Raw genomic sequence first — 23,295 nt, 5'->3', positions numbered from 1 at the left:
GTGGTCTACAACCACACGTACAGCCAGGACGTGTTCGGCCCGATCACCGGCGCGTACTATACGCCCACCGACCTGTCGGGCACCGGCAACTCCCTCGACGACGGCAACCCGATGGTCAGCCGCATGATCCGCGACTCCCTGGAGTTCTGGGTCCGCACCTACAACGTGGACGGCTTCCGCTTCGACCTGCTGGGCGTGCACCACCACGAGTCGGCCGCCGCCTGGGGCACGTACCTGCGCGAGACGTACCCCGACCGCGGCCTCCAACTGCACGGCGAGCCGTGGTGCGGCGGCTGCACCGACGCGCAGGAGCCGTCCAAGGTGCGCTACGGCACGGTCCCGACGCTCGCGGACGCGGGCATCGGCGTGTTCAACGGCGCGTTCCGCGAAGCGGTGAAGGGCGGTTCGCGCGACACGGCCATGGCGTACATGAACGGCGACGGCGACCCGGCGGCGGTCGTGCGCGGCGTACGCGGCTCGCCGCTGGAGACGAAGAGCACGGCGCCGCTGCCCGACCTGTGGAACCCGTCCTTCGCCCACGACCCGGCGCAGACCCTCAACTACGTGTCGGCGCACGACGACCTGAACCTCTGGGACAAGATCATCTACTCGGGCGCCACCGGCGGCGAGGACGGCAGGGCGGGCCGGATCGACCGCTTCGCGACCGGCATCGTCATGACGTCGCAGGGCGTCCCCTTCTTCCACGAGGGCGACGAGTTCCTGCACTCGAAGGTCGTGGACGGCGACTGGGAGACGGCGAAGAACTCCTACCGCGCCGGGGACGACGTGAACGCCCTCGACTGGTCGGAGAAGGCGGCGCACGCCGGCACGTTCCGCTACTACCGCGACGCCATCGCGCTGCGCCGCGCCACGCCCGCGCTGCGGCTGACGAGCTGGGAGGCGGTGCGCGACCGGATGGCGACGCGCGCGGACGGCGAGGTCGTGGTCTCGGCGATCAGCGCCGACCCGGCCGCGCCGACGGCGTACGACACCGTCGTCGTCCTGAACCCGACGGACGCCGACTACACGGTGGCGCTGCCCGCCGGGTCGTGGACGACGGTGTTCGACGCGGGCGGCGCGGCGGACCGGCCGGGCGACCGGACGGCGGGGAGCCTGTCGGTGACGGTCTTCTCGCGCACCGGCGACGGCGGGGAGGGCGCGGACGGGGCGGCGTTCTCCGTGCGGGCGACGACCGTGTGGGGCGAGCACATCGCGGTGGTGGGTGACGTGCCGCAGCTCGGCGGGTGGGACCCGGCGCGGGCGGTGCCGCTCGACCCGGGGTCGTATCCGCTGTGGCAGGCGGGGATCGACCTGCCGGCGGGGACGGCGTTCGCGTACAAGTACGTGCGCACGGCGGACGGGCAGCCTGGCGTGGTGTGGGAGACGGGCGCGAACCGTACGGCGACCGTGCCGGGCGGCGGGGGCAGGGTGCTGCTGAACGACGTGTGGCGCGGCTGAGCGCGGACGGCCCCCGCCTGCCCCGGCGGGGGCCGTCCGGTAGCCTCCGGGCATGACGGCGGGCGCGGGCGCCGGGCCGTCCGCACAGCGAGGAGCACGCCCCGTGACCGATCCCACGCCGGACCCCGGCCCGCGGCCGGGCGAGGCCTTCTGGCGCGAGCGCAGGACGTGCTTCCTCACCACGCGCCGCCCGGACGGCACCCCGCACCTCGTGCCGGTCGGCGTGACGTACGACGCCGCGACGCGGACCGCGCGCGTCATCACGAGCGCGAGCAGCAGGAAGGTCCGCAACCTGCTCGCCGCCGGTCCCGGCGCGGCCGTCGCCGTCAGCCAGGCCGAGGGCCGCCTGTGGTGCACGCTCGAAGGCACCGCCGTCGTACGGGACGACCCCGCGTCGGTGGCCGACGCGGAGCGCCGCTACGCCGAGCGGTACCGGCACGCCCCGCGCCCCAACCCGGAGCGCGTCGTCATCGAGATCGCGGTCACACGCGCCCTGGGCACGGCGAAGCCGCCCGGCTGGTGACGCGGCCGGGAGCGGCGCTCTACCAGGAAGACTTGGTGACCCCCGGCAGGTAACCGGCGTGCGCCTGCTGCCGCATGCTCACCCGCGAGAGGCCGAACGCGCGCAGGTGCCCGCGCGGGCGGCCGTCCACGGCGTCGCGGTTGCGCACGCGCGTGGCGCTGGCGTCGCGCGGCTGGCGCCTCAACTCGCGCTGGGCGGCGGCCCGTTCGTCCTCGGTGGAGGCGGGCGACCGCAGCACCTCCTTCAGTTCGGCGCGGCGCGCGGCGTACCGGGCGACGACGGCCTTGCGCTGCTCGTTCTTCGCGATCTTGCTCTTCTTCGCCATCAGATCTTCTCCCCACGGGCCCTGATGCGCGCGACGGCGGCCTCGACGCCGATGCGGTCCACCGTCTTGATCGAGCTCGCGCTGAGCCGCAGCCGCACGTACCGGCCCTCGCTCGGCAGCCAGTAGCGCTTGGACTGGATGTTGGGGTCGAACCGGCGGCGGGTGCGCCGGTGGGAGTGGGAGATCGCGTTCCCGAAGCGCGGGTGCGCGCCGGTCAGCTGGCAGTGGGCGGACACGGTGTTACCTGCCTCTCTCGGCGCGGGAGCGCCTACCGCTAATGGAAATCATTGTCATAGAGTACCTGCCATGGCCCGCAACGACATCCGCCCCGTCATCCGGCTGCGCTCCACCGCCGGGACCGGCTACACGTACGTCACCCGCAAGAACCGCCGCAACAACCCCGACCGCCTCGTCCTGCGCAAGTACGACCCGGTCGTCCGCCGCCACGTCGATTTCCGCGAAGAACGCTGAGGACCGAACCCCCATGTCGCACCGCCCCACCCGCCCGCTGCCCGTCGCGATCGTCGCCGGGCTCCACGCCGACGCGCGCAGGACCGTGACAGCCCGGCTGCTGAGGGCCGTTCCCGGCAGCGTCGCCCTGCACCACGACCTCTCCGGCGCGGCGGACGGCACCGATCCGCGTACGGTCCAGCGCATCGTCCGCGACGCCTCGGGCGAGCTGTCCCACGGTGTCACCCCGTTCGTCAACGACTGCGCCTGCTGCGCCCTGCGCGCCGATCTGGTGCCCGAGCTGCGCAGGCTGGCCGACGAGGGTGACACCCGGCTCGCCGTCCTCGAACTGTGGGACTCCGTCGAACCCCGCGGCATGGCCGAGGCGGTCGCCGCCCACGCGGACGGCGCCCTCGTCCTCACGCAGGTGTTCACGGCCGTCGATCCGGCGCTCGCCCTCGCCTGCCTGGCGAACGGCGACGACCTCGCCGACGCCGGACTCGCCACCGCCCCCACCGACAACCGCACGGTCGGCGACACCTGGGCCAGGCAGCTGGAGTACGCGCCGGTCCTCGCGCTCGTCGAGGACGGCACGGCCGACGCCACCGACCGTGCGCTCCTCACCCAACTCCATCCCACCGCACGGCAGGTGCCCGCCGCGTCCGGCGAACTCGCCGCGCTGGCCTTCGCCGGCTTCGACGTCGCCGCTGCCGCCGACGCCCAGGACGCCGCCTGCGCGCTCCTCCCCCAGCAGGCGGACGAGGCGGGCGTCGCCACCCTGGTCTGGCGGCGCCGCCGCCCGTTCCACCCGGGAAGGCTGCACGCCGCGCTGGAGGACCTGAGCTGCGCCGCCGCGCGCAGCCGGGGCCGCTTCTGGCTGGCCGACCGGCCCGACACCCTCCTCGCCTGGGACGCGGCGGGCGGCGCGCTGTGCGTCGAGAGCGCGGGGCCGTGGCTGGCCTCCCTGCCGGACGCCGCCTGGGACCTGGTCCCGCCCGTACGCCGCGCCGCCGCCGCGCTCGACTGGCATCCGCAGCACGGGGACCGCTGCCAGCACCTCGTGTTCACGTCGCCCGGACTCGACCGCGACGGGCTGACGCACGTCCTCGAATCGTGCCTGCTCACCGACGCCGAGCTGGCCGCGGGACCGGACGCGTGGAAGCGCTGGCCGGACGCCTTCGACGGCCTCCTCGACCCCGTTTCCTGACCCGACGCCTTCCCGACACCCCGACACCCCGACAGGAGCCCCCATGGCCCGCCGCACCGATCCGCGCCGCCAGCAGAAGCCCCGCCCCAACCCGCTGGACGCCGCCGGGATCACGTACATCGACTACAAGGACACCGACCTGCTGCGGAAGTTCATCTCCGACCGGGGCAAGATCCGCAGCCGCCGCGTCACCCGCGTGACCGTCCAGCAGCAGCGGCAGCTCGCGAAGGCCGTCAAGAACGCGCGGGAGATGGCCCTCCTCCCGTACGCGAGCCGCTGACACCCGCCCGTCCACCGCCCCTCACCAGGAGGTTCCCATGGCCGTACCCAAGCGCAAGACGTCCCGCAGCAACACCCGTCACCGCCGCGCCCAGTGGAAGGCGGCCACGCCGGAGCTGGTCCCCGTCACCATCGACGGCGTACGCCACCTCGTTCCCCGCCGCCTGCTGAAGGCGTACGAGCGCGGCTACCTCCGCCCCGGCGGCTGAACGTCACCGGAGCGCGGACCGCTCCCCCACCGCCGCGAACAGCCGCGCCGGCCTGGGCAGGCCGGGGTCCTGGGCGGCGTTGAGCGCGGCGCGCCGGGCGTCCATGCGCCGTTCGGCCGCCTCGACGGCCGTCTCGCTCCGGGCGAGCACCGCCAGGTGGTGGCCGGGGCGGTTCCAGCCGTGCCGCCCCGGATGCCCTTCCTCCCCGGCGGGGACGGGCAGCGTACGGCCGCCGCTCAGGCCGGTCCGGCGAGGGGTACGTCCACGCGGGTGCTGACCATGCGGGCGACGCGGGTGGCGCGGCGTTCCTCCTCGAAGAAGTTCGGCACCAGGCACAGGAACAGCGTCCGCCCGTCGTCGCCGCCGAGCGCGAGGGCGAGCACGTTGTCCTCGCCGGTGGGGATCTCGTCCAGGATGTCGCCGCCCGGGGCGATGCGCAGCGCGCGGTGGTGGATGGCGTCGGCGACCCACAGGTTGCCGTCGGCGTCGAGCGCGGAGCCGTCGGCGGCGACGGTGAGGGAGGCCATGATCTGCATGACGTCGTCGGTGTCGGGCAGCGAGCCGAAGTCGGCCCAGACGCGCCGCCCGCCGAGGGTGCCGTCCGGGTGGATGTCGAAGGCGGTGACGCGGTTGCCGCACGACTCGTTGACGATCAGGGTGCGGCCGTCCGGCGTGATCACCGGCCCGTTGGGGAACTTGAGCCCGCCCGCCGCCTCGCTGACGGTCCCGTCGGGGTCCACGCGCAGCAGCGCGCCGTCGCGCACGGGGGCGAGGGCCATCAGGTCGAAGCCGAAGGTGGTGATGTACGCGCGGCCCCGCGCGTCCACGGCCATGTCGTTGAGGTGCGTGTCGCTGAACGCCGACAGGTCGGCGTGCTCGGCGAGTTCGCCCGAGTGCTCGCGCCGCAGCAGCCTGCGGTCGCGCATGGACACGATCAGCATCCGCCCGTCCGGCAGCCAGCCGAGGCCGGACGGCTGCTGCGGCACGGCCGCGACGACCTGTGTCGCCCCGGACGGCTCGACGGCCAGGACGCGTGCGGTGTAGAAGTCGGAGACCCATATCCGGCCGTCGCGCCACCGGGGCCCCTCCAGGAAGGACCAGCCGTCGATCACAGGGGTGAACTGCATGCGCACGCACTCGCTTTCGAAGACAGAACAGTCTTGCGCGCGCATCCCATCACACGTTGCAGTCCCTCTGTAAGTCCCGGGCCCCACGATCCGGAACACCCGTCCCGCCCGGCCGGACCGGTCAGGGGCGGCGCCAGGCGGCGAGCAGGTCCTCCGGGCCCCAGTGGGCGGCCAGCGGCAGGCTCTCCGCCACCCCCGAGCGCGAGACGGCGACCAGCGGCGTGTCCGGGCCGGCGCCGGGCACGGCGAGCACGTCGCGGACCAGCGCGTCGTAGTCGTGCCGGCCGAAGGGCTGTGTCTCCAGCCACTTCACCGACCCGGCGAACCGCACGCGCCGCGCCACCGGTTCGCGGTCCGCGCCCACGAGGTCGATCTCCGGGTTGTTCCGCCGGTTCCACCAGCCGCCGACCGCCTCGATGTCGGGCCAGTCCCCGTCCGGCAGCAGCCGCAGCAGCGCCTCGCGGACGAGCGGCTCGACCGCCCGCCCGCGCCACGCCGTCCAGGAGCGCTCGACGCGTTCGAGCGCCAGATCGCCCCGGCCGCGCTCGATGAGCGGGATCGAGCGCTGGAGGAAGGCCAGCCAGAACCGCAGGTACGGATCGGCGATGCGGTACCGCTTGTTCTTGCTGTCGGGCTTGGTGGACAGCGGGAGGTCGGCGGCCAGTATGCGCTTGTCCCGCAGCCTGGTGAGCAGCGGCGTGAGCGTCCCGGACGGCAGGGCGCCCGAGCCACCGGCCTGGGCGGCGATGGCGCCGAACGTGCGCTCGCCGCTGCCGACCGCCTCCAGCACGGCCCGCGCGTGCGACGCCGTGGGGAACTCCGCCAGCAGCGACAGTTCCCCGGCCGCCAGCAGCGGGGACAGCGGATGCGCGAACGAGGCGCGCAGGAAGTCCGCGCGCCCCATGCCGGGCCGCCACGACTGGACGATCTCGGGGAACCCGCCGGTGATCAGGTGGGCGTCCACCGCCTCGGCCGCGCCCAGCCCCGTCATGTCCCGGACGTCCGCCGGGTCGAGCGGCCGGACGGTCATGGGCGTCGCCCGGCCGAAGAACGGGCGGCCGTAGGTCTGGAGCGCCTCCATCACGGACACGTCGCTGCCGACCAGCAGCAGCAGGACGGGCCTGGCGGACAGGTACTGGTCCCAGACGGTCTGGAGCGCGCCCTCGAACTCCCGGTCCTGCCCGACCAGCCACGGCACCTCGTCCAGCACGACGACGGCGGGCCGGTCGTCGGGGAGGGCAAGCGCCAGGGAGCGGAGCGCCTGGTTCCAGTCCTGCGGCCGGAGTCCGGCGACCAGCTCCGCGCCGGGGAACGGGGCGCGCCCGACGGTCGCGGCGAAGTCGGCGCGCTCGGCCGCCGGGTCGCGGTCGCGCGTGGCCTGGAAGACGACGTACGGGGCGCCCGAACGGTCGCAGAACTCCTGGGCGAGCCGCGACTTGCCGACCCGGCGGCGCCCCATCATGGTGACGGCGCGCCCGCGCGTGCTCCCCTCACCGTCCGCGACGATGCGGTACTGCTCCGCGAGCAGCGCCAGATCCGCGCCCCGGCCTTGGAACTCCACCCGCACCCACCGCCTGAAAAGGTAGACCAAATCTTACGTAGATCGAATCTACCATTACATGCCGCGGCGTGCCTGTCGGCGGACCGCTGTTACGTCGGCGGCGGCCCGTTCGTCATAGTGCTGACGTAGCGCGTGCGAGAGAGGTGACGCCATGGTGGCAGCGGGCCCGGACGACGTACTCGCCGGAGCGTTCGAGGAGCAGCGCGGGCGGCTCGTCGCGGTGGCGTACCGGATGCTCGGCTCGCGGGCGGACGCCGAGGACGCGGTGCAGGAGGCGTGGCTGCGCCTGGCCCGCCAGGACGCGGCGGAGATCGGCAACCTCGGCGGCTGGCTCACCACCGTGGTCGGCCGCATCTGCGTGGACGTGCTGCGGTCGCGCCAGGCCAGGCCCGAGGAGTCGTACGAGGAGCGGCTGCCCGAGATCACGGTGGCCGAGGACGGCGGCGGCGCGTCGCTGGAGGACGACTCGCTGCTGGCGGAGTCGGTCGGGCTGGCGCTGCTCGTGGTGCTGGACACCCTCGGCCCGGCCGAGCGGCTGGCGTTCGTGCTGCACGACATGTTCGGCGTGCCGTTCGCGGAGATCGGCCCGGTCGTCGGGAAGTCGGCGGACGCGACGAAGACGCTCGCCAGCCGCGCCCGCCGCAAGGTGCGGGGCACGTACCGCCCGGCCGACGAGCGGCGGCGGCAGCGCGAGGTGGTCGACGCGTTCCTCGCGGCGGCGCGGGAGGGGGACTTCGAGGGGCTGGTGCGGATTCTCGACCCGGGGGTGACCTGGCGTTCGTACACCGCGCGCGGCGTGGTCGTCCGCGTGGGCGCGGAGGAGGTGGCGGCCCGGGTCCGGCACGGCGCCCGCGCGTCGGTCACGGCGCGGCCGGCACTCGTCAACGGCGAGGCGGGACTCGTCACCTGGAACAGGGCCGGGAAGCTGCTCGGCATCATGTCGTGCACGGTCGTGGACGGCCGGATCACCGAGATGCTCTCCGTCAGCGACCCGTCCCGCCTCGCCACCATGACCCTCCCGTCCCACCCGGGGTGAGGTCCTCGCGGTAGCCCGCGCGGCTTCCGCGACGTCCGGGCCCTCCGCGCCGCCCCGCCCGGAAGGGCCTCCGACCTGGGCGTTGTCACGTCTGGGCGGGCTGGGCCGTCATAAGGAGTGAAGGACCCACCACCACGACGGAGGTCGTCATGGAAGCCCGGCTCAACGTCTTCGGCAGCGCGCTCGCCCCCAAGCTCGTGAAGTACCTGGTCTCGGCCGACAAGGTCGTGACCGACTCGACCCTGCCGCCCGCCGTCCTTGAGCTGGTCAAGATCCGCGCCAGCCAGATCAACGGCTGCGGGGGCTGTCTGGACATGCACACCAAGGAGGCCGCCGCCGCGGGTGAGTCGGTGCTGCGGCTGAGCCTGATAGCGGCCTGGCGGGACACCAACGTCTTCACCGAGGCGGAGCGCGCCGCGCTGGCCCTGACGGAGGCGGGCACCCGCCTCGCCGACGGCGGTGGTGTCGGCGACGAGGTGTGGGCGGACGCGGCCAAGCACTTCGACGAGCACGAACTGCTCGCTCTCACCGCGCAGATCGCGATCATCAACGCCTTCAACCGGCTGAACGTGATCACCCGCCAGGTCGGCGGCGACTACGCCGTCGGCGCGCACGCCTGACCCCACGGCCCACGCCACCGGGCGGGCCCGGCTGTCCCCGGACCCGCCCGGCCTCCGACCCCCGAGGAACGCACGCATCATGAACACCGCACTGTGGACCGTCGCCTGGCTGCTGTCCGTCGCCTATCTGTTCTCCGGCAGCACCAAACTCCTCATACCGCACGGGAAACTCGGCGGCATGAACGACGCCTCCCGCTGGGCGACGGAATTCCGCCCCGGCACCGTCAAGGCCATCGGGGCGCTCGAAGTCCTGGGCGCCGCCGGGCTCGTCGTGCCCGCCCTGCTGGACATCGCACCGGGTCTCGTGCCGTCGGCCGCGCTCGGCCTGGCCGTGATCATGGCCGGCGCGACGGCGCTGCGCATACGCCGTCACGAATTGACCTACATGCTGATCGACGCGGCCTACCTGGCCCTGGCCCTCTTCGTCGCCATCGGCCGCTTCGGCCCCGAGCCCCTCACCGGCTGACCCGCGTACGCCCGCCCACGGGCCGCCGGTAGATTCCCCGGTATGACCGAACCGCAGCGCTTCGCCTGGCCGCCCGCGCCGATCAGGACGGAACGGCTCGTGCTCCGCGAGTCGGAGGCCGGGGACCGTACGGCATTCGTCGAACTGTTCGCCTCGCCGGAGGTGGGCGCCCACGTGGGCGGCGCCCGGCCGCGTGACGAGGTGGAACGCGCGATGCCGGAGATCCCCGGCAGGCGCCCCGGCCTCTTCGTGGTCGAGCGGGACGGCACGATGATCGGCACAGTGGAACTGAACCGGCGCGGCGAGCAACACCGCAGTCGGGTCCGCCCGGACGGCGGGGAGGCCGAGCTGGGCTTCCTGTTCCTGCCGCAGGCATGGGGACACGGCTACGCCGCCGAGGCGTGCGCGGCGGCACTCGCCTGGTACACCGCCCAACTCCCGGGCGAACCGGTGGTGCTCTGCACCCAGACCGCCAACGACCGCGCGCTGCGCCTCGCGTCGAGGCTGGGTTTCACCGAGACGCTGCGCTTCGAGGAGTGGGGCGCCGACCAGTGGATGGGCACCCGAACCCCGCCGCCGGGCGGAACCGCCTGACGCCGCCGGAGGGTTGAGAGGCCCCGACGCGGCGTTCACCGGAGGTGTCGCCCGCACTCGGGAGCCCGGCGCGGAGCGGGCGGCATTTCCTCGCGCCCGAGCCCGCGGAGCACCGGCGGCTCTCGCCCTCCCCCGACTCCGGATTCGTCAGGACCCTCCAGGTCCAGCTCCGCGACGCCAAGGGCGTGGACACGCTGCGCGGCCGCGTGCCGCGCCGGATCGACGCCGGCGGAACGGACGAGCGGATCAACGACACCGTCGCCGAGTGGACGACATCCTGACCGACATCGACACCGCCGCCCCCGTCAGGCCGTGGCAGCGCGTCCGCGCCGAACACCGCGAGCGGGAGGCCGCGAGGCAGCGTGCGGCCACGCCCTGACGGGGGCGCGGTGAGCCACCCCGCGTCCGGCGGACGCGCGCGCACCCGCCGAGGACCGACGGCCGCCACCACCCGGACGGCTCGCCACGGGGTCCCGCCGGCTCCGGCGTCCCCGCGACGGTGCCGGAGGCCGGGGCCCGTGCCGTCGCGCCGGGCGCGGCTACAGGTCGTCGAAGGCGTTCATCTGCACCGCCATCACACCGCCCAGGTACTGGCCGAGGAGGGCGGAGACGTGCGGGCTGTCCTCATCGGCGGAGATGCCCCGGTCCCGCGCCCACTGCTGGACCATGGCGAGGACCTGTGCGTGGCCGTCGAGGTGGTGTCCGGTGTCCGCCGGTCCGCTCGCGGGCCGGGAGGTGGCGGCGCCGGTGAGACCGGGGGCGTCGGGGTCTCCGGTGGCGGGGGTGCCGGGCGCGAAGGTCCCCCGCGTGTGGTCCAGCACCTGGCGGTCGTAGTCGTCCACGTCGGCACCGCTGTCCAGCAGGGCGTGCTCGCGGCCCGACGCGAGGACGGCCAGGCCGATGGTGACCTCGCCGAACTGCCCGTACCGCCCGGGGGCCAGCGGTTCGCCGTCGGGCTGGACGACCCGTCCCGAGGAGTCGATCCGCGTGCTGTCGAGCCACGCGGCGGTGTCGGCCCTGAACGCGTCGTCCAGGACGGCGTACGCCAACGGGTCGGCGGCGAGCTGCCGGACCAGGGCCCCGGTCACCCAGCCGGGGCGCTGCGGCTGCGGATGGAACTCCGCCTCTCCCTCCAGGACCGGGTCGGCCGTCTCCGGCTGGTCGTACAGCTCGGCCAGCCACAGGACCGCCGAGACGTCCCGCGCGTACGCGGCGAGCACCCGCGCCATGTGCACGGCCAGCGGGCCCTCGATCCGGAGGTAGCGGCCGGCGACGTCCTCCACCACGCGCGTGGCGGTGCGGGCCATCGCCTCCGTGTGGGGCAGCGGCGGCTCGTCCTGCTCCGCCACCGTCCGGCCGGTGGCGGCCGCCACGAGCGCCTGTCCGAGGAGGTCAGCGCCGTCCGGCCCGTCCGCGCACGACGGCAGCTCGGCCATCCGCAGCAGGACGGGCAGGTCCGTGGCACCGGGCCGCGACGGTGTGCCGGGGTCCAGCGCGGCCGTGGCCGCGGCGGGGTCCTCTGCCCACTCGGCGACCGTCTGCGGCGGTCTCCAGCAGAGGTGCGGCACCGACAGGACCGGCACCGCCACCACGATCGAACCGAGCACCACGGCGCCGCTGATCAGCCGACGGAGATTCCGTGATCCCATGACGTCCCCTCCCCTTCCGGTGGTCACTGCCCTGGTGCGGGCGGCAGTTGCAGATCCGTGCAGTCCCGTGCTCCGGCCTGCTCGCGGGCGAACGCCACCAGCGCCTCGTGCGCGAACTCCAGGTCGGGCGAGTCGTTCGCGTACGACACGATCCGGCCGAGGAACACGGCGGGTTCGCCGTCGCACCGCGCGAGCGCGTAGCTGTCCCAGCCGGCGGAACCGGCCGCCCATGCCCCGGCCACCGGCACCGGCCGGTCCTCGTCGTACAGCGTCCCGGACAGCCACGGCAGGCTCCACCCGCCGAAGACGCCGCTCAGCGCGACGCGGGTGTCCGCGTCAGGGCTCTCGCCCGTCGCCACGGCGCAGCCGGTCAGCGGTGCGACGAGCGACCGGGCCCCGGCTTCGAGGACCAGCTCCGCCGCCGGGACCGACCCGACCGCGTCCCCTCCGAATGCCCAGCAGCCGCCCGCCTGACCCGTCCCGGGCTCCTCCCGTTCGAACGGCGCCGACAGGGGGGTTATCTCACAGCCCATCCGCCGCGCCCCGTCGTTCGCCGCCGCGACGGCCAGGGCGGTCAGGAGCCGCGGGCCGAGTGAGCTGTGCATCCCCACGCTGGTGAGGACGGCACCCGAGGGGACCTGCGGGCAGTCCTGCACCAGGACGACGCCGTTCTCCCTGCTCACCACGCCGGGCAGTCCTGGCGCGACAGGCGCGGGTACCCCGTCCCCCGGCACCAGGGTCTCCCGCGTCAGCCGGGCCTCCACCGCCGCGCGGTCCGTCACCGTCACCGCCCGGATGTCCGGCCCTCCCCGGGAGCCGAACGTCATGACGCAGTCGTACCGGCCCAGCTCGGGCCCGCCGGAAGCCTCGGACGCCTCCAGCGGCATGCCCGTCTCGCCCAGCAGTTCGTCGCCGAACCCGGCGCAGTCCTCGGCCCGGGACCCGCCGTCCGGCCACCACACGACGGCGCCCGCCCCGGCCAGCACCAGCGCCACCACGCCCACGGCCCCCGCCGTCCAGGCGCGCCGCGTCATCCGTCGTCCCATCAGACCCCCCTGATCGCACGGAACAATACCCGGAGCGCACACGGGCGTTGACAGCGGGTGTGCGACGCTGTGCGAAGCTGGGGCCCGGGATCGGTGACGCGATCGGCGGAGCGCCGGACAGCAGGGGGGATCGTACTGGTGAGACGACAACTGCGCGCACGCCGCCGGGCCGCCGCGCGTGAGCGCGCGCCCAGGGCAGCGGTGTCCGCCGTCCTCCTGGCCGTGCTCACCGCCTCCTGCACGGATGACCGCGCGCCCGCCGAGCGCGAGTACGCGCTGCCCGACACCCTGTGCGGCCTCCGCGTCGAACAGGCCTTGTACGAGGGCTTGTTCCCGCCGGGCCGCAGGCTGGAGGTCAGTGGCGGCCGCCCCGGCACCACGTGGTTGAGCTACTGCACCGTGTCCGTCGATGACGAGACGGTCCTGCGGTTCGACATCGGCCAGTCCGACGGGCGCGCCCCGGACATGTACCTGCTGGCCTGGGGCGACGAGTACGAGATGCGCGACGGGAAGATGATGCCCGCCGAGTACGAGACGGTCGTGTGGCCGCACGCCGCCGTGGCGCGGGGAACGTGCGACAACCGGGGAACGGACACGCGCTACCCCCAGGACGCGACCTCCCACTCGATCGTCCTGGAGACCTTCCACCCCCAGGACGACGAGGAATCGGCCCGCATCCTGAGCTACCTCATCACCCCGATCGTGGACGCGGACCGCGACGAACTCGGGTGCAGGGGAACAGCTCCTGGCCGACCGTAGCGGTGAAGGAACCTTGCAGCGGCAGCGCCCTCTCGTGGAGGCAGACGGGTGACGGAGCCGACCCGATTGCCGCAAGCTTGTTCGATTGACCTCAGGCTTCGTTCGCAGTGCACCCGCTTGGCACCGCGTGCTAGCGTCGGCATCAGGTGACATCGCATCGGAACTCAGTCCTGATGCCGATGCCCGGTTCGCCTCAGGCCCCGCTTGCGCGGGGCCTTTGTGCTGCCCGAACGGGTCAGAGGCTCCCCCGCTCCGGGCCAGGGCTCCAGCATCGATGGTGCACCAGACAGGGCTGCACATAGGACCACAGCTTTTCGTTCGCCCGGCGGGAGCGTGGATCGCCATCCTGTCCGCTCGCCAGACGGCGATGCAGGTAGGCGATCAGATCTGCGGCTTGAAGGAGGCGGCTTGCCTTCGACGGAGCGAAATGGATGGTGTCCACGAGGCACGGCAGCATGCTGCTGATGACGCCACCGGTTCCGACACGCTGATAGTCGCGGAAGTGCAGTCGATGGTCGTCAGCCCCCTCCACTTCGTCAGCGATGACGAGAGCCAGCTCGTTCCGCGCCTCCACATGACGGCACACTTGTTCGAGTAGATGCCGCAGAACCAGTTGATACTCGGAAGCGCCCGACGGCCAGGCACGATGCGCGTTCCGGTCAACCCCCCTCACAACCACCCGCGCCTCGTGGTCCCGAATCGCCTTGAGCGCATCGCCGTAGACACCGATACGGGCACGCACCATGTCCCGCCCCTTGCTGCCCATCCACTCCCAGTCGTCCTGCGCCTGCACCAGCGCATGGCCGTGAAGTTCGGCATGCCGATCCACGGGGTAGCTGTCGGCGGCCTTGTCGACCACCGCGTCCAGGGCGCGCTGCAACGGTCTGAGCCGTCGCTCCGCGACCATCAACGCAACCATCCAATAGCGGTTCCGGTCGTACGACTCATCAATGTAGGTCAACAGCACAGACGGATATTTCCACGGCGCCGAGTCCCGATTCTTACGAGCGCTCGTCTCACCGTCGCTCATTCCAAAGTGGGCATACCAAATGGCACAAACTCCACGGGCGAGTGGGACGGTAGCGTCAACGCCCGCAGTAGCAACCCGACTCGGTGAGTGTCAGGCGCCAGAGAGGTCGGGGAACGAGTGGTGCTCGTGGGCCACGGTCCAGCGGCCCGCCTCCTTTCGCAGGCCGAGGGTCAGCCGGAGGCGGAAGCCCGGTCTGGCGGCGAGTTCGTCGGGGGTGCCGCAGCGGAGCAGGGCGTGGGCGAACGCGACGTCCGCGCCCGCCGTCACCTCGATGTCCTCGACGGCGAAGGACGCGCCCTGGGCCTGCCAGGCGAAGAACGGCGGCCACACCTCCCGGTAGGCGGCGAGGCCACGCACGCCCTCGTACGGCGGCGGCACGTCGAACATCACGATGTCCTCGGCGTGATCGGCCACCACCGTGTCGAGGTCGCCCGCGTGCACCGCCCGTGCCCACCTCTCGACCAGCTCGCGGATCTGCGTCCTGTCGTCGGTCATGTCTCTCCCTCGCGCGGCCGGGTCGCTTCGAGGGAAGTGACTCCGGCCGCGCCGGGGACTCATCGCCGTGCCGGTACCGTGCCGTGAGCGAGTGGAGGGGTGAGCCTGTGGGCGCGGGGCGTGTGGTGGGGATCGTGGGTGCTGTCGTGATCGCCGGGGGTGCGCTGGGGCTGTGGTGGGGGGCGGGGTGGTGAGGAGGAACCGGAGGCCGTGGACCGTGAGTTCGCCGTGGCCTACATCCCGCCGGACCCATCCGATCCGCGCCAGGTGGAGCTGCGCGCCGGCGGCGTGGTCCTTGCGGTGTCCCTCACCTGGTCGGTGAACGGGCGGTCGGGCGAGGACCTGCGTGGTCTGCCGACGGGGCCGGTGCTGCTCGAAGCCGCGCGCGGGGACCTGATCCTGTTCAACGTGCGGGTGGCGGGCGGTGGTTCGGGCGACGTCAGCTGTCAGATCGTCGTGGACGGCACGACCGTGGCGACCGATGTCGCGGGCGGGCCCGGGGTCAGGGCGTCGTGCGAGGGCACGGCGCCATGACCCCGCCGCCGTCAGGGTGTGGTGAGGACGGCGAGGCGCTGCGTAGCGCGCGTCATCGCCACGTAGCGGTCCACCGCGCCCTCGATGCCGTCGCCGAAGCCGTCCGGGTCCACGACCACGACCAGGTCGAACTCCAGGCCCTTGGACAGCTCGGGGGTGAGCGACCTGACGCGCGGCGTGGCGCGGAACGACGGGTCGCCGATGACGCAGGCGATGCCCTCGGTGTGCGCGGCGAGCCATGCGCCGAGGATGGCGTCCCGGTCGGCGGGGGTCCCGTGCGTGACGGGAACTCCCGTGCTGCGGACGGACGTCGGCACGTTCGCGTCCGGCAGCGCGGCCCGGATGGCGGTCTCCGCCTCCGCCATGACCTCCTCGGGCGTGCGGTAGTTGATGGTGAGGGAGGCGACCGTGACGCGCTGGAGGCCGACGCGCCGCAGCCGTTCCTCCCAGCTCTCCGTGAAGCCGTGCCGTGCCTGGGCGCGGTCGCCGACGATGGTGAAGCTGCGGGACGGGCAGCGCTGGAGGAGCATCTGCCATTCGGCGTCGGTGAGTTCCTGCGCCTCGTCCACGACGATATGGGCGAACGGCCCGGCGAGGGGTTCCGGATCGCCGGCGGGCGGGGCGAGGCCGTCCACGAGGGTGTCGCGGAGATCCTGGCCGTGGAGCATCGTCACGGCGCCCTCGCCGTCCGCGTCGGCCGCGATGATGTGGTCGATGACGTCGGTCATGCGGGCGCGTTCGGCGGCGAGTTCGGCCTCGCGGCGGCGCCGGCGGCGGTCGGCGCCCAGGTCGCCGAGGCGCTGCCGCGCGGCGTCCAGGATCGGCAGGTCGGAGGCTGTCCACGCGTGCGGGTCGTCGCGCTGGAGCGCGCGCACCTCGTCGGCGCCGAGGTGCGGGGCGCACAGCCGCAGGTAGGCGGGCACGGTCCACAGGTCGCCGACGAGGTCGGCCGGGTCGAGCAGCGGCCAGGCGCGGTGGAGGGCCGTCACCAGCGCCTCGTCGCGGAGCAGGGCCGCGCGGAACTTCTCGGGCGTGACGTCCTCGTCGTCCTCGTCGCCGTACTTGTCCCACAGGATCTCGATCAGCGCGTCCCAGATCTGCTCGCGCGCCTCGTTGTGCGGCGTGCTCGGGCCCGGCGCGTCGAACGCCTCGGCCCAGTCGTCGGCGCCCAGCCACATGTCGGCCCAGCCGGTCGAGACCGTCAGGCCCTTGGCGGGCGGCTCCTCGTAGATCCGGACGGCCCGTTCGACGGCGCGCACCATGTCCGCCGACGATTTGAGGCGCGCCACCTCCGGGTCGGTCTCGTCGGCCGCCGCCGCGCCCTCGGCGACGAGGTCGCGCAGCGTGCACGTCCGCACGCCGTCCTCGCCGAGGCTGGGGAGGACGTCGGCGACGTAGGCCAGGTACGGCCGGTGCGGGCCGACGAACAGGACGTCGCCGCGGCGCTGCCGCAGACGGGGGTCGGCGTACAGGAGGTAGGCGGAGCGGTGGAGGGCGACGACGGTCTTGCCCGTGCCGGGGCCGCCGTCCACGACGAGGGCGCCCTGCGCACCGGCGCGGATGATCGCGTCCTGGTCGGCCTGGATGGTGGACAGGACGTCCCGCATGCGGTCGGAGCGTTCGCCGCCGAGGCTGGCGATGAACGCGGACTGGTCGTCCAGCGCGGCGTGCCCTTCGAGTCCTTCTGCGGTAAAGACCTCGTCCCAGTAGTCGGTGATCCGGCCGCCGGTCCAGCGGTAGCGGCGGCGGCTCAGGAGGCCCTGGGGGTGGGCGTGGGTGGCGGCGAAGAACGGTTCGGCGGCGGGCGCGCGCCAGTCGAGCAGCAGGCGGCGGCCGGTGCTGTCGGTGAGGCCGATACGGCCGATGTGGACGGGCTCGGGGGCGTCGGCGTGGACGACGCGGCCGAGGCACAGGTCGAGGCCGAAGCGGCGCAGGGTGCGCAGCCGGCCCGACAGGCGGTGGACCTCGGTGTCGCGGTCCATGGCGGCGCGGCCGATGCCGCCCGGGGCCTTGCGCGCGGCGTCGAGCTGGGCGGACAGGTCGGCGACGGCTTCGGCGACGCTGCGGGCGACGGCCGCGAAGTGCCGCTCGTCGTCGGCGATCATGGCCGGGTCCGCCTTGGCGGCGAGGGTGTCGGGGAGGGCGAACGCGCTGGTGGCGGGGTCGTCGGTGGGGGTGAGCGGGGACAAAGGGGTGCGCACTTCGCGTATCTCCTGTTTCGGCGGTTTCCGGCCTGCGAGAGAGCGATTGTGCGGCACCATGGGGGCCTTGCCGCAAGGCCCCCCTTGCGCTATACCTTGAGTATGGCGAGGGGAAGTGTTCTCCCCCCGCCTTTTCTTTTTGCCACCCGGCGTCAGCGGATGTCGTGCCCGGGGTGGGCGAGGTCGTATGCCTCGCGGGCGTCGGCGATGGCGGGGCGGTGCGCGAGGGACCAGTCGGTCAGGGCCTTGATCAGATGTGTCAATTCCGCACCCCTCTCCGTCAACCGGTAGTCCACCTGCGCCGGGACGGTCGGGTAGACGGTGCGCAGGACGAGGCCGTCGCGCTCCAGCCGCCTGACCGTGAGGGTGAGCATGCGCTGCGAGATGCCGTCGATCGCGCGTTGCAGCTCGCGGAAGCGGCGCGGCCCGTTCGCCAGCTCCACGACGACCAGGACCGTCCACTTGTCGCCGAGGCGGTCCTGCACGTCGCGGATGCCGCAGTCGGGGTGGCCGGCGCGGCCGCACGGGTCGAGCGCGGCGGGCTCGACGACCGGTGTGGTTACTTCCCTGTGCGTGGGTGACATCGAACTGCCTCCTTGTGGCGGTTCCCGGCGCGTTCGAGGATCGATCGTAGTTACCGGAGCGAAGCACGACGGAGGACAGCGCGATGATCCTGGTCACGGGAGCGGGCGGACACCTGGGCTCGGCCACCCTGGCGGAGCTGCGGGCGCGGGGCGTGCAGGCGGCGGGCGGCAGCCGCACCCCGGCCGACGGGCAGCGGCGGCTCGACTTCGACGACCCGGCGGGCATCGACCTGACCGGCGTCTCGACCCTGCTGCTGGTCTCCGCCGGGTACGCGGAGGACGACCGGGTCGTGGCGCGGCACGGCGCCGTCCTCGACGCGGCGGTGCGGGACGGCGTGGGGCACGTCGTCTACACGAGCCTGACCGGCGCGGGGGACCACCTCGCGTTCGCCCTGGCGCACCGGGCGACCGAGCGGCTGGTGAAGGCGAGCGGCCTGCCGTGGACGATCCTGCGCAACGGGCTGTACGCCGAGCTGTTCGGCGGCCTGCTGCTGTGGGCGGAGGACGGGGACGTCGAGTCGGCGTTCGGCGACGGCGCCCTGGCGGCGGTCGCCCGCGCGGACCTCGCCGAGGCGGCGGCGGTGGTCGCTGCCGACCCGGCGGCGCACGCCGGGCGGACGTACGACCTGGTCGGCGCGCCGGTCACGGCGGCGGACGTCGCCGGGCGGCTCGGGGTGGCGCACCGGGCGATCGGCCTGGGCGAGTACCGGCGCAGGCTGCTGGCGGAGACGCCGGGGCTGCTGCCGTTCCAGCCGCCGATGCTCGCCTCGATCGCGACGGCCGTGCGGCACGGCTTCCTGGACGCCACCGGCCCCGGCCTCGCCACGTTGCTGGGCCGCCCGGCCACCGACCCGCTGCCGGTGGCCACGGCGGCGGCATCCGCCGGACGGCCACGCGGCTGAGGCGCCCTCCCCCGGGGCGCGGAACGCGGTGCCCCGGCCGCCCGGCCGGGGAATCGGCGGTAGTCCCCTCGCGTCCTGCCTGGGAAAGTCAGGGAAGTCACGCGGGCGATGCCCGTGGATGCCCGTGGACGAGGGGGAATGATGGCGCGGCCTTCTGATCGGTCTCCGGTGGGGATGGATTCTGATCCGACGCCGGGTGATCGCCTGGGAGGGCGGCATCCTCTGCGAGCGGACGACCCGCTGCGCGTCCCAGCCGCGCTCCGTCGCGCTGAGCCGGGAGTACGACGGCCCCGGCCGCTGTTCCGACGCCGTCGGCGGACCGACCGAACTGAGCGGGGACGCGAGGGAGATCACCCAGCGCGTCCGTTCCACCCCGCGGCGCCGGACGGCCAGGCGGGGCGACGCGACCACTCCCACCCCGGGCCCTCGCCGGACTCCGGCGGATCGGCCCGGACGGACAACGCGGCGCCACCTGCACCGCAGACGACCCCGCAGATGTCGCAGGACGCCGCCGGCCACCGCAGCCTGGTCACCCGTTCCGGACGCGGACAGCGTGATCGCCGGCCACGGGCGCCGACGACTTCCCTGGCGCGCGGCCGCAGTCCTCGCCGGACCCCTGCCTGTCCGGCATCCCCGGAAATCGACTGGCGCCGGGCCCCGGCACATGGTGTCGTCGGTGCGAGGAACGTCTTTGAACGGAGGCCGCGTTGTCCGGCGACAGATGTGTCTTCTGCGCGATCGCGCGAGGCCGGGAGGAAGCCAGCGTCGTCTTCGAGGACGACACGGTCATGGCGTTCATGGTCCTCCAGCCCGTGACCCCGGGGCACCTGCTCGTCATCCCGAAGTCCCATGCCGAAGGGCTGGCGGATCTGCCGGATGACGCCGGACTGCGGGTCTGGGCGGTGGCGCACCGGCTCGGCCGTGCACTGCGGCTGTCCGGCCTGCGGTGCGAAGGAGTCAACCTCTTCCTGGCCGACGGCGAGGCGGCGTTCCAGGAGGTCTTCCACGTCCACCTGCATGTCTTCCCGCGCTTCGCAGGGGACTCGTTCCGCCTGCAAGCGGACTGGCGGGTGCACGAGCGCCGCCGGCTCGACGAGACGGCGGCGGCGGTCCGCGCGGGAATGGCCGCCCTCGATGCCGATCCGCGCTGACGCGCGCAAGCCGCTGGAGACGGCACGGGTCAGGGGGGCGGCGCGGCGCGGATGCCGGTGAGGAGGGCCGGACGCGCCAGTACCCGGGCGAGCGCGGCGGGGAGCCGGAAGTCCTCGACGCTGTCGGGCGGTTCGGGTGTGGCGTCCGGGCCGAGCGGCTGACCTCGCGCGCTGCCGGGGCGGGCACAGGACCGCATGTCCCCACCGTGCGATTCGCACGGTCCGCCGGTGACATCGGCGACTGTTCCCGGCCCCCGGCGCTCCGGCACCGTAGCTGTCGTCACCGGCCGCGGGACCGATCGAGGGGGACGAGTGAACCCGGAGTACGCGCTCTACTGCGACGCCGACCGCTGGTTCTACGACGCCCCGCGCCGCGTCACCGAGACCGACGACCCGCGCGGCGCCCTGTACCCCGCCGCCCGCCGCCCCGCCCCCGAGGGCTGGGAACGGCGGCGGCGCGGCGACTGGCTCTCGCTCGCCCCGCTCGGCCACCGGCTCCCCGACCAGGGCTGGAAGGTCCACGTCTCGGCCACGCCGGACAACGCCGAGCGCGTGCTGGACCGGGTGACGGCGGTGTGTGTCGAGCGGGGCGCCGCCTTCAAGTTCCTGCCGAGCCCGTACCTGCTGCTGCACCGGAACACCAAGTACGCCGACCGCGCGGGCAGCGGGAAGTTCGTCACCGTCTACCCGGAGGACGACGAGCGCTGCCGCGTCCTCGCCGAGGAGCTGGCGGCGGCCCTCGACGGCGAGCCGGGCCCGTACGTCCTGAGCGACGTGCGCTGGGGCGCGGGGCCGGTCCACGTGCGCTACGGCGCGTTCGCCCAGCGCTTCGCGCAGGGGGCGGACGGCGGGACGGTCCCGGCGGTGGCGGACCCGTCCGGGCGGCTGGTGCCCGACCTGCGCGGCCCGGCGTTCCGCGTGCCGCACTGGGTGGAGGTGCCCGCGTTCCTCGCCCCGCACGTCGCGGCGCGCTCGGCGCAGGACGTGACGGAGCTGCCGTTCACCGTCGAACGCGCCCTGCACTTCTCCAACGGCGGCGGGGTCTACGAGGGCCGCGACCGGGCGACGGGGGCGCGCGTCCTGCTGAAGGAGGCGCGCCCGCACGCGGGTCTGGCCGCCGACGGCGCCGACGCGATCGAGCGTCTTGAGCGCGAACACCGCGCGCTGGAACGGCTGTCGGGCCTGCCCTGCGTCCCCGGGCTGTACGGGATGCACGCGGTGGGCGAGCACTGCTTCCTGGCGATGGAGTACGTCGAGGGCACGACGCTGAACACCGTCTTCGCCCGCCGCTTCCCGCTGTCGCACGCCGAGCCGTCCGCCGGTGACCTGGCGGAGCACACGGCCTGGGCGCTGCGGACGCACGCGATGGTGGCCGAGGCGGTCGCGGCCGTGCACGGGCGGGGCATCGCGTTCGGGGACCTCCACATGAGCAATGTGATGGTCGCCCCGGACGGCGGGTCCGTGACGCTGCTGGACTTCGAGGCGGCGGCCCCGGCGGACGAGCGGCGGCGGCAGATCGTGGCCAACCCGGCGTTCGTCGCGCCGCCCGACCGGCGGGGCACGGACATCGACCGGTACGCGCTGGCGTGCCTGCTGCTGGCGCTGTTCGTGCCGCTGACGACGCTGCTGCCGCTCGACCGGAGGAAGGCGGCGCACCTCGCGGACCTGGCGGCCGCCCGTTACCCGGTGGACCGTGCCGTGCTGGACGAGGCGGTGCGGGAGATCGGCGGCGGGCGGGCGGACGGTCCCGGCGGGTACCTGCCGGTGGGGCCCGGGGAGTGGCCGGCCGGGCGTGACGCGATGGTGGCGGCCGTCCTGGCGTCGGCGTCGCCGGAGCGGGAGGACCGTTTCTTCCCCGGCGACATCGCGCAGTTCGCGTCCCCCTGCGGCGGCTGGTCGTTCGGCTACGGGACGGCGGGCGTGCTGCACGCGCTCGCGTCGGCCGGTGCGCGCTGCGACGAGGCCGAGGAGTGGCTCGTCCTGCGCGCCAAGGAGCCGGCGTCCGGCAGCCCGGTCGGCTTCTACGACGGGCTGACGGGCGTCGCCTGGACGCTGGACCGGCTGGGGCGCCGCGAGGCGGCCGTCGAACTGGGGCACCTGATCGCGCGGCAGCCCCTCGAAGCCCTCGGGCCGGGGCTGCACTCCGGCACCGCCGGGGTCGCCCTGGGCCTGCTCGACCTGGCCGACGCCACCGGCGACGAGGGCCTGCGCGGCGCCGGACTCCGCTGCGCGCAGGCCGCCCTCGACGCCCTGCGCCGCCCCGTACCCGGCGACCGCGCGGGACTGCTGCACGGCCCGACCGGCACCGCGCTGCTGTGCATCCGGCTGTACGAACGCACCGGCCAGGAACCGCTGCTTGACGCCGCGGCCGACGCCCTGCGCCGCGACCTCGCGCGCTGCGTCACCGGCCCCGACGACTCCCTCGTGGTGGACGAGGGCCGCCGCACGATGCCGTACGCGGGCGCGGGCAGCGCCGGGATCGGTCTGGTGCTGGACGACTGGCTCGCGCACCGCGCCGACGACGCGTTCGAGACGGCCAGGCAGGGCATCCTGCGGGCGGCCCGCTCGTCCTTCTACGTGCAGCCGGGCCTGTTCCGTGGCGTCGCGGGCCTGCTGCTGCACCTGGCGCGCACGACGGCGCCGGGCGCCCCGGGCGACCCTGACGGGCGGGCCGCCGACGTACGCCGCCAGAGCGCGCTGCTCGGCTGGCACGCCGTCCCGTACAAGGGGCATCTCGCCTTCCCCGGCGAGCAGTTGTCCCGCCTCTCCATGGACCTCGCCACCGGAACGGCCGGCTGCCTGCTGGCGCTCGGCGCCGCGCACGGCGCCCCCGGCGCGCACCTGCCGTTCCTCCCGCCGCCGCACCGGCGGCCCCAGGACCGGCCCTGACACCAGGGCCGCGCACCACCACATCAACCCACCGAACAGGAGACGGACATGGCTCTTCTCGACCTCCAGGCGATGGACACCCCCAAGGACGAGGCGCTGGGCGACCTCGCCACCGGTAGCCAGGTGTCCCTGCTGATCTGTGAGTACAGCTCCCTGAGCGTCACCCTCTGCACCCCGTGACACTGCGGCTCTGACGCTGC

29 protein-coding genes are annotated in these 23,295 nt (G+C 74.0%); 17 read left to right on the top strand and 12 right to left on the bottom strand.

Annotated features, from left to right (window positions below; translation table 11 throughout):
- Together ACL02R_RS15230 and ACL02R_RS15225 are read left to right on the top strand one after the other, a co-directional pair.
- On the top strand, positions 1 to 1,458 hold a 1,458-nt coding region (locus tag ACL02R_RS15230), incomplete at its 5' end, for a carbohydrate-binding module family 20 domain-containing protein (RefSeq protein ID WP_412797422.1).
- Positions 1,459 to 1,510: 52 nt separating this feature from the next.
- Positions 1,511 to 1,981 carry a pyridoxamine 5'-phosphate oxidase family protein gene (locus ACL02R_RS15225; RefSeq protein WP_412797421.1) on the top strand — a complete coding sequence of 157 codons (471 nt, stop codon included), beginning with the start codon at positions 1,511 to 1,513 and terminating at the stop codon, positions 1,979 to 1,981.
- A 19-nt stretch (positions 1,982 to 2,000) separates the two neighbouring features.
- Here the strand turns inward: ACL02R_RS15225 and rpsN are convergent, their stop codons facing one another.
- Complete coding sequence (gene rpsN / locus ACL02R_RS15220) at positions 2,001 to 2,306, bottom strand: 30S ribosomal protein S14 (protein ID WP_362960215.1); 306 nt, start codon at positions 2,304 to 2,306, stop codon at positions 2,001 to 2,003.
- Entirely contained in the window at positions 2,306 to 2,542 is a 237-nt protein-coding gene (gene rpmB / locus ACL02R_RS15215; RefSeq protein ID WP_362960218.1) for a 50S ribosomal protein L28, read from the bottom strand. The genes rpsN and rpmB overlap by 1 nt, the downstream gene beginning before the upstream one ends.
- A gap of 70 nt (positions 2,543 to 2,612) precedes the next feature.
- Between rpmB and rpmG the strand changes: the two genes are divergently transcribed.
- From rpmG to rpmF, 4 genes are read left to right on the top strand one after another with little or no spacing between them, the layout of a single operon-like run.
- Positions 2,613 to 2,777 (top strand): 50S ribosomal protein L33, encoded by a 165-nt coding sequence (gene rpmG / locus ACL02R_RS15210; protein WP_412797420.1) that lies wholly within the window; start codon positions 2,613 to 2,615, stop codon positions 2,775 to 2,777.
- A gap of 13 nt (positions 2,778 to 2,790) precedes the next feature.
- The gene (locus ACL02R_RS15205) at positions 2,791 to 3,963 is read left to right on the top strand and encodes a CobW family GTP-binding protein (RefSeq protein ID WP_412797419.1); all 1,173 of its coding nucleotides are present in this window, start codon (positions 2,791 to 2,793) and stop codon (positions 3,961 to 3,963) included.
- 43 nt (positions 3,964 to 4,006) lie between these two features.
- Positions 4,007 to 4,243, top strand: a complete 237-nt coding sequence (gene rpsR, locus ACL02R_RS15200; RefSeq protein ID WP_412797418.1) for a 30S ribosomal protein S18 — start codon at positions 4,007 to 4,009, stop codon at positions 4,241 to 4,243.
- A 37-nt stretch (positions 4,244 to 4,280) separates the two neighbouring features.
- Positions 4,281 to 4,451, top strand: coding sequence for a 50S ribosomal protein L32 (gene rpmF / locus ACL02R_RS15195; protein WP_412797417.1), 171 nt, complete (start codon positions 4,281 to 4,283; stop codon positions 4,449 to 4,451).
- A gap of 3 nt (positions 4,452 to 4,454) precedes the next feature.
- On the opposite strand, the gene ACL02R_RS15190 is transcribed toward rpmF, so the two are convergent.
- From ACL02R_RS15190 to ACL02R_RS15180, 3 genes are all read right to left on the bottom strand, one after another.
- On the bottom strand, positions 4,455 to 4,601 hold the full coding sequence (locus ACL02R_RS15190) for a hypothetical protein (protein ID WP_412797416.1): 147 nt from the start codon (positions 4,599 to 4,601) through the stop codon (positions 4,455 to 4,457).
- An 86-nt stretch (positions 4,602 to 4,687) separates the two neighbouring features.
- The gene (locus ACL02R_RS15185) at positions 4,688 to 5,578 is read right to left on the bottom strand and encodes an SMP-30/gluconolactonase/LRE family protein (RefSeq protein ID WP_412797415.1); all 891 of its coding nucleotides are present in this window, start codon (positions 5,576 to 5,578) and stop codon (positions 4,688 to 4,690) included.
- Between the two features lie 121 nt (positions 5,579 to 5,699).
- Positions 5,700 to 7,139, bottom strand: a complete 1,440-nt coding sequence (locus tag ACL02R_RS15180) for an ATP-binding protein (RefSeq protein ID WP_412797414.1) — start codon at positions 7,137 to 7,139, stop codon at positions 5,700 to 5,702.
- Between the two features lie 151 nt (positions 7,140 to 7,290).
- On the opposite strand from ACL02R_RS15180, the gene ACL02R_RS15175 reads away from it, so the two are divergent.
- The 5 genes from ACL02R_RS15175 to ACL02R_RS15155 all read left to right on the top strand — a co-directional run bounded on the left by ACL02R_RS15175 (position 7,291) and on the right by ACL02R_RS15155 (position 10,136).
- Positions 7,291 to 8,175, top strand: a complete 885-nt coding sequence (locus tag ACL02R_RS15175; RefSeq protein ID WP_412797413.1) for a sigma-70 family RNA polymerase sigma factor — start codon at positions 7,291 to 7,293, stop codon at positions 8,173 to 8,175.
- Positions 8,176 to 8,324: 149 nt separating this feature from the next.
- A complete protein-coding gene (locus ACL02R_RS15170; RefSeq protein WP_412797412.1) occupies positions 8,325 to 8,795 on the top strand; it encodes a carboxymuconolactone decarboxylase family protein in 471 nt (156 codons plus the stop codon).
- A 79-nt stretch (positions 8,796 to 8,874) separates the two neighbouring features.
- On the top strand, positions 8,875 to 9,261 hold the full coding sequence (locus ACL02R_RS15165; protein WP_412797411.1) for a DoxX family protein: 387 nt from the start codon (positions 8,875 to 8,877) through the stop codon (positions 9,259 to 9,261).
- A 42-nt stretch (positions 9,262 to 9,303) separates the two neighbouring features.
- Positions 9,304 to 9,855, top strand: coding sequence for a GNAT family N-acetyltransferase (locus ACL02R_RS15160; RefSeq protein ID WP_412797410.1), 552 nt, complete (start codon positions 9,304 to 9,306; stop codon positions 9,853 to 9,855).
- Positions 9,856 to 9,899: 44 nt separating this feature from the next.
- The gene (locus ACL02R_RS15155) at positions 9,900 to 10,136 is read left to right on the top strand and encodes a hypothetical protein (RefSeq protein ID WP_412797409.1); all 237 of its coding nucleotides are present in this window, start codon (positions 9,900 to 9,902) and stop codon (positions 10,134 to 10,136) included.
- Between the two features lie 258 nt (positions 10,137 to 10,394).
- Here ACL02R_RS15155 and ACL02R_RS15150 read toward each other — a convergent pair whose 3' ends face one another.
- Together ACL02R_RS15150 and ACL02R_RS15145 are read right to left on the bottom strand one after the other, a co-directional pair.
- A complete protein-coding gene (locus ACL02R_RS15150) occupies positions 10,395 to 11,504 on the bottom strand; it encodes a hypothetical protein (protein WP_412797408.1) in 1,110 nt (369 codons plus the stop codon).
- A gap of 23 nt (positions 11,505 to 11,527) precedes the next feature.
- Positions 11,528 to 12,550 (bottom strand): hypothetical protein, encoded by a 1,023-nt coding sequence (locus ACL02R_RS15145; protein ID WP_412797407.1) that lies wholly within the window; start codon positions 12,548 to 12,550, stop codon positions 11,528 to 11,530.
- 138 nt (positions 12,551 to 12,688) lie between these two features.
- Here ACL02R_RS15145 and ACL02R_RS15140 point away from each other — a divergent pair, with 138 nt between their 5' ends.
- Positions 12,689 to 13,309, top strand: a complete 621-nt coding sequence (locus tag ACL02R_RS15140) for a hypothetical protein (protein ID WP_412797406.1) — start codon at positions 12,689 to 12,691, stop codon at positions 13,307 to 13,309.
- 235 nt (positions 13,310 to 13,544) lie between these two features.
- Here the strand turns inward: ACL02R_RS15140 and ACL02R_RS15135 are convergent, their stop codons facing one another.
- Positions 13,545 to 14,276: a DUF3800 domain-containing protein gene (locus tag ACL02R_RS15135; RefSeq protein WP_412797405.1), complete on the bottom strand. Its 732-nt coding sequence runs from the start codon at positions 14,274 to 14,276 to the stop codon at positions 13,545 to 13,547.
- Positions 14,277 to 14,429: 153 nt separating this feature from the next.
- Positions 14,430 to 14,834, bottom strand: coding sequence for a nuclear transport factor 2 family protein (locus ACL02R_RS15130; protein WP_412797404.1), 405 nt, complete (start codon positions 14,832 to 14,834; stop codon positions 14,430 to 14,432).
- Between the two features lie 210 nt (positions 14,835 to 15,044).
- Here ACL02R_RS15130 and ACL02R_RS15125 point away from each other — a divergent pair, with 210 nt between their 5' ends.
- A complete protein-coding gene (locus tag ACL02R_RS15125) occupies positions 15,045 to 15,368 on the top strand; it encodes a hypothetical protein (RefSeq protein WP_412797403.1) in 324 nt (107 codons plus the stop codon).
- An 11-nt stretch (positions 15,369 to 15,379) separates the two neighbouring features.
- Here the strand turns inward: ACL02R_RS15125 and helR are convergent, their stop codons facing one another.
- Positions 15,380 to 17,569: an RNA polymerase recycling motor ATPase HelR gene (helR, locus tag ACL02R_RS15120; protein WP_412797402.1), complete on the bottom strand. Its 2,190-nt coding sequence runs from the start codon at positions 17,567 to 17,569 to the stop codon at positions 15,380 to 15,382.
- Between the two features lie 152 nt (positions 17,570 to 17,721).
- Positions 17,722 to 18,153 carry a winged helix-turn-helix transcriptional regulator gene (locus tag ACL02R_RS15115; RefSeq protein WP_412797401.1) on the bottom strand — a complete coding sequence of 144 codons (432 nt, stop codon included), beginning with the start codon at positions 18,151 to 18,153 and terminating at the stop codon, positions 17,722 to 17,724.
- 83 nt (positions 18,154 to 18,236) lie between these two features.
- On the opposite strand from ACL02R_RS15115, the gene ACL02R_RS15110 reads away from it, so the two are divergent.
- Both ACL02R_RS15110 and ACL02R_RS15105 read left to right on the top strand, forming a co-directional pair.
- A complete protein-coding gene (locus ACL02R_RS15110) occupies positions 18,237 to 19,055 on the top strand; it encodes an NAD(P)H-binding protein (protein ID WP_412797400.1) in 819 nt (272 codons plus the stop codon).
- Between the two features lie 707 nt (positions 19,056 to 19,762).
- A complete protein-coding gene (locus ACL02R_RS15105; RefSeq protein ID WP_412797399.1) occupies positions 19,763 to 20,206 on the top strand; it encodes an HIT family protein in 444 nt (147 codons plus the stop codon).
- Between the two features lie 29 nt (positions 20,207 to 20,235).
- Here the strand turns inward: ACL02R_RS15105 and ACL02R_RS15100 are convergent, their stop codons facing one another.
- Entirely contained in the window at positions 20,236 to 20,403 is a 168-nt protein-coding gene (locus ACL02R_RS15100; RefSeq protein WP_412797398.1) for a hypothetical protein, read from the bottom strand.
- A gap of 115 nt (positions 20,404 to 20,518) precedes the next feature.
- On the opposite strand from ACL02R_RS15100, the gene lanKC reads away from it, so the two are divergent.
- Together lanKC and ACL02R_RS15090 are read left to right on the top strand one after the other, a co-directional pair.
- Positions 20,519 to 23,095, top strand: coding sequence for a class III lanthionine synthetase LanKC (gene lanKC, locus ACL02R_RS15095; RefSeq protein WP_412797397.1), 2,577 nt, complete (start codon positions 20,519 to 20,521; stop codon positions 23,093 to 23,095).
- Between the two features lie 48 nt (positions 23,096 to 23,143).
- Positions 23,144 to 23,275 (top strand): SapB/AmfS family lanthipeptide, encoded by a 132-nt coding sequence (locus ACL02R_RS15090; protein WP_362960290.1) that lies wholly within the window; start codon positions 23,144 to 23,146, stop codon positions 23,273 to 23,275.
- The last annotated feature ends 20 nt before the right edge of the window (positions 23,276 to 23,295 follow it).

This window comes from Streptomyces sp. MS19 (genome assembly GCF_047200595.1).
Lineage (GTDB): Bacteria > Actinomycetota > Actinomycetes > Streptomycetales > Streptomycetaceae > Streptomyces.
The sequence above is the reverse complement of the archived record's forward strand: the minus strand, read 5'-3'. Positions and strand labels throughout refer to the sequence as shown.

Excerpts from the sequence above, each read along its gene's own strand:
- ACL02R_RS15225 (WP_412797421.1), top strand. The coding sequence starts at position 1,511 with ATGACGGCGGGCGCGGGCGCCGGGCCGTCCGCACAGCGAGGAGCACGC.
- rpsN (WP_362960215.1), bottom strand. The coding sequence starts at position 2,306 with ATGGCGAAGAAGAGCAAGATCGCGAAGAACGAGCAGCGCAAGGCCGTC.
- rpmG (WP_412797420.1), top strand. The coding sequence starts at position 2,613 with ATGGCCCGCAACGACATCCGCCCCGTCATCCGGCTGCGCTCCACCGCC.
- ACL02R_RS15205 (WP_412797419.1), top strand. The coding sequence starts at position 2,791 with ATGTCGCACCGCCCCACCCGCCCGCTGCCCGTCGCGATCGTCGCCGGG.
- rpsR (WP_412797418.1), top strand. The coding sequence starts at position 4,007 with ATGGCCCGCCGCACCGATCCGCGCCGCCAGCAGAAGCCCCGCCCCAAC.
- rpmF (WP_412797417.1), top strand. The coding sequence starts at position 4,281 with ATGGCCGTACCCAAGCGCAAGACGTCCCGCAGCAACACCCGTCACCGC.
- ACL02R_RS15185 (WP_412797415.1), bottom strand. The coding sequence starts at position 5,578 with ATGCAGTTCACCCCTGTGATCGACGGCTGGTCCTTCCTGGAGGGGCCC.
- ACL02R_RS15175 (WP_412797413.1), top strand. The coding sequence starts at position 7,291 with ATGGTGGCAGCGGGCCCGGACGACGTACTCGCCGGAGCGTTCGAGGAG.
- ACL02R_RS15170 (WP_412797412.1), top strand. The coding sequence starts at position 8,325 with ATGGAAGCCCGGCTCAACGTCTTCGGCAGCGCGCTCGCCCCCAAGCTC.
- ACL02R_RS15165 (WP_412797411.1), top strand. The coding sequence starts at position 8,875 with ATGAACACCGCACTGTGGACCGTCGCCTGGCTGCTGTCCGTCGCCTAT.
- ACL02R_RS15160 (WP_412797410.1), top strand. The coding sequence starts at position 9,304 with ATGACCGAACCGCAGCGCTTCGCCTGGCCGCCCGCGCCGATCAGGACG.
- ACL02R_RS15150 (WP_412797408.1), bottom strand. The coding sequence starts at position 11,504 with ATGGGATCACGGAATCTCCGTCGGCTGATCAGCGGCGCCGTGGTGCTC.
- ACL02R_RS15145 (WP_412797407.1), bottom strand. The coding sequence starts at position 12,550 with ATGGGACGACGGATGACGCGGCGCGCCTGGACGGCGGGGGCCGTGGGC.
- ACL02R_RS15130 (WP_412797404.1), bottom strand. The coding sequence starts at position 14,834 with ATGACCGACGACAGGACGCAGATCCGCGAGCTGGTCGAGAGGTGGGCA.
- ACL02R_RS15115 (WP_412797401.1), bottom strand. The coding sequence starts at position 18,153 with ATGTCACCCACGCACAGGGAAGTAACCACACCGGTCGTCGAGCCCGCC.
- ACL02R_RS15110 (WP_412797400.1), top strand. The coding sequence starts at position 18,237 with ATGATCCTGGTCACGGGAGCGGGCGGACACCTGGGCTCGGCCACCCTG.
- ACL02R_RS15100 (WP_412797398.1), bottom strand. The coding sequence starts at position 20,403 with ATGCGGTCCTGTGCCCGCCCCGGCAGCGCGCGAGGTCAGCCGCTCGGC.
- ACL02R_RS15090 (WP_362960290.1), top strand. The coding sequence starts at position 23,144 with ATGGCTCTTCTCGACCTCCAGGCGATGGACACCCCCAAGGACGAGGCG.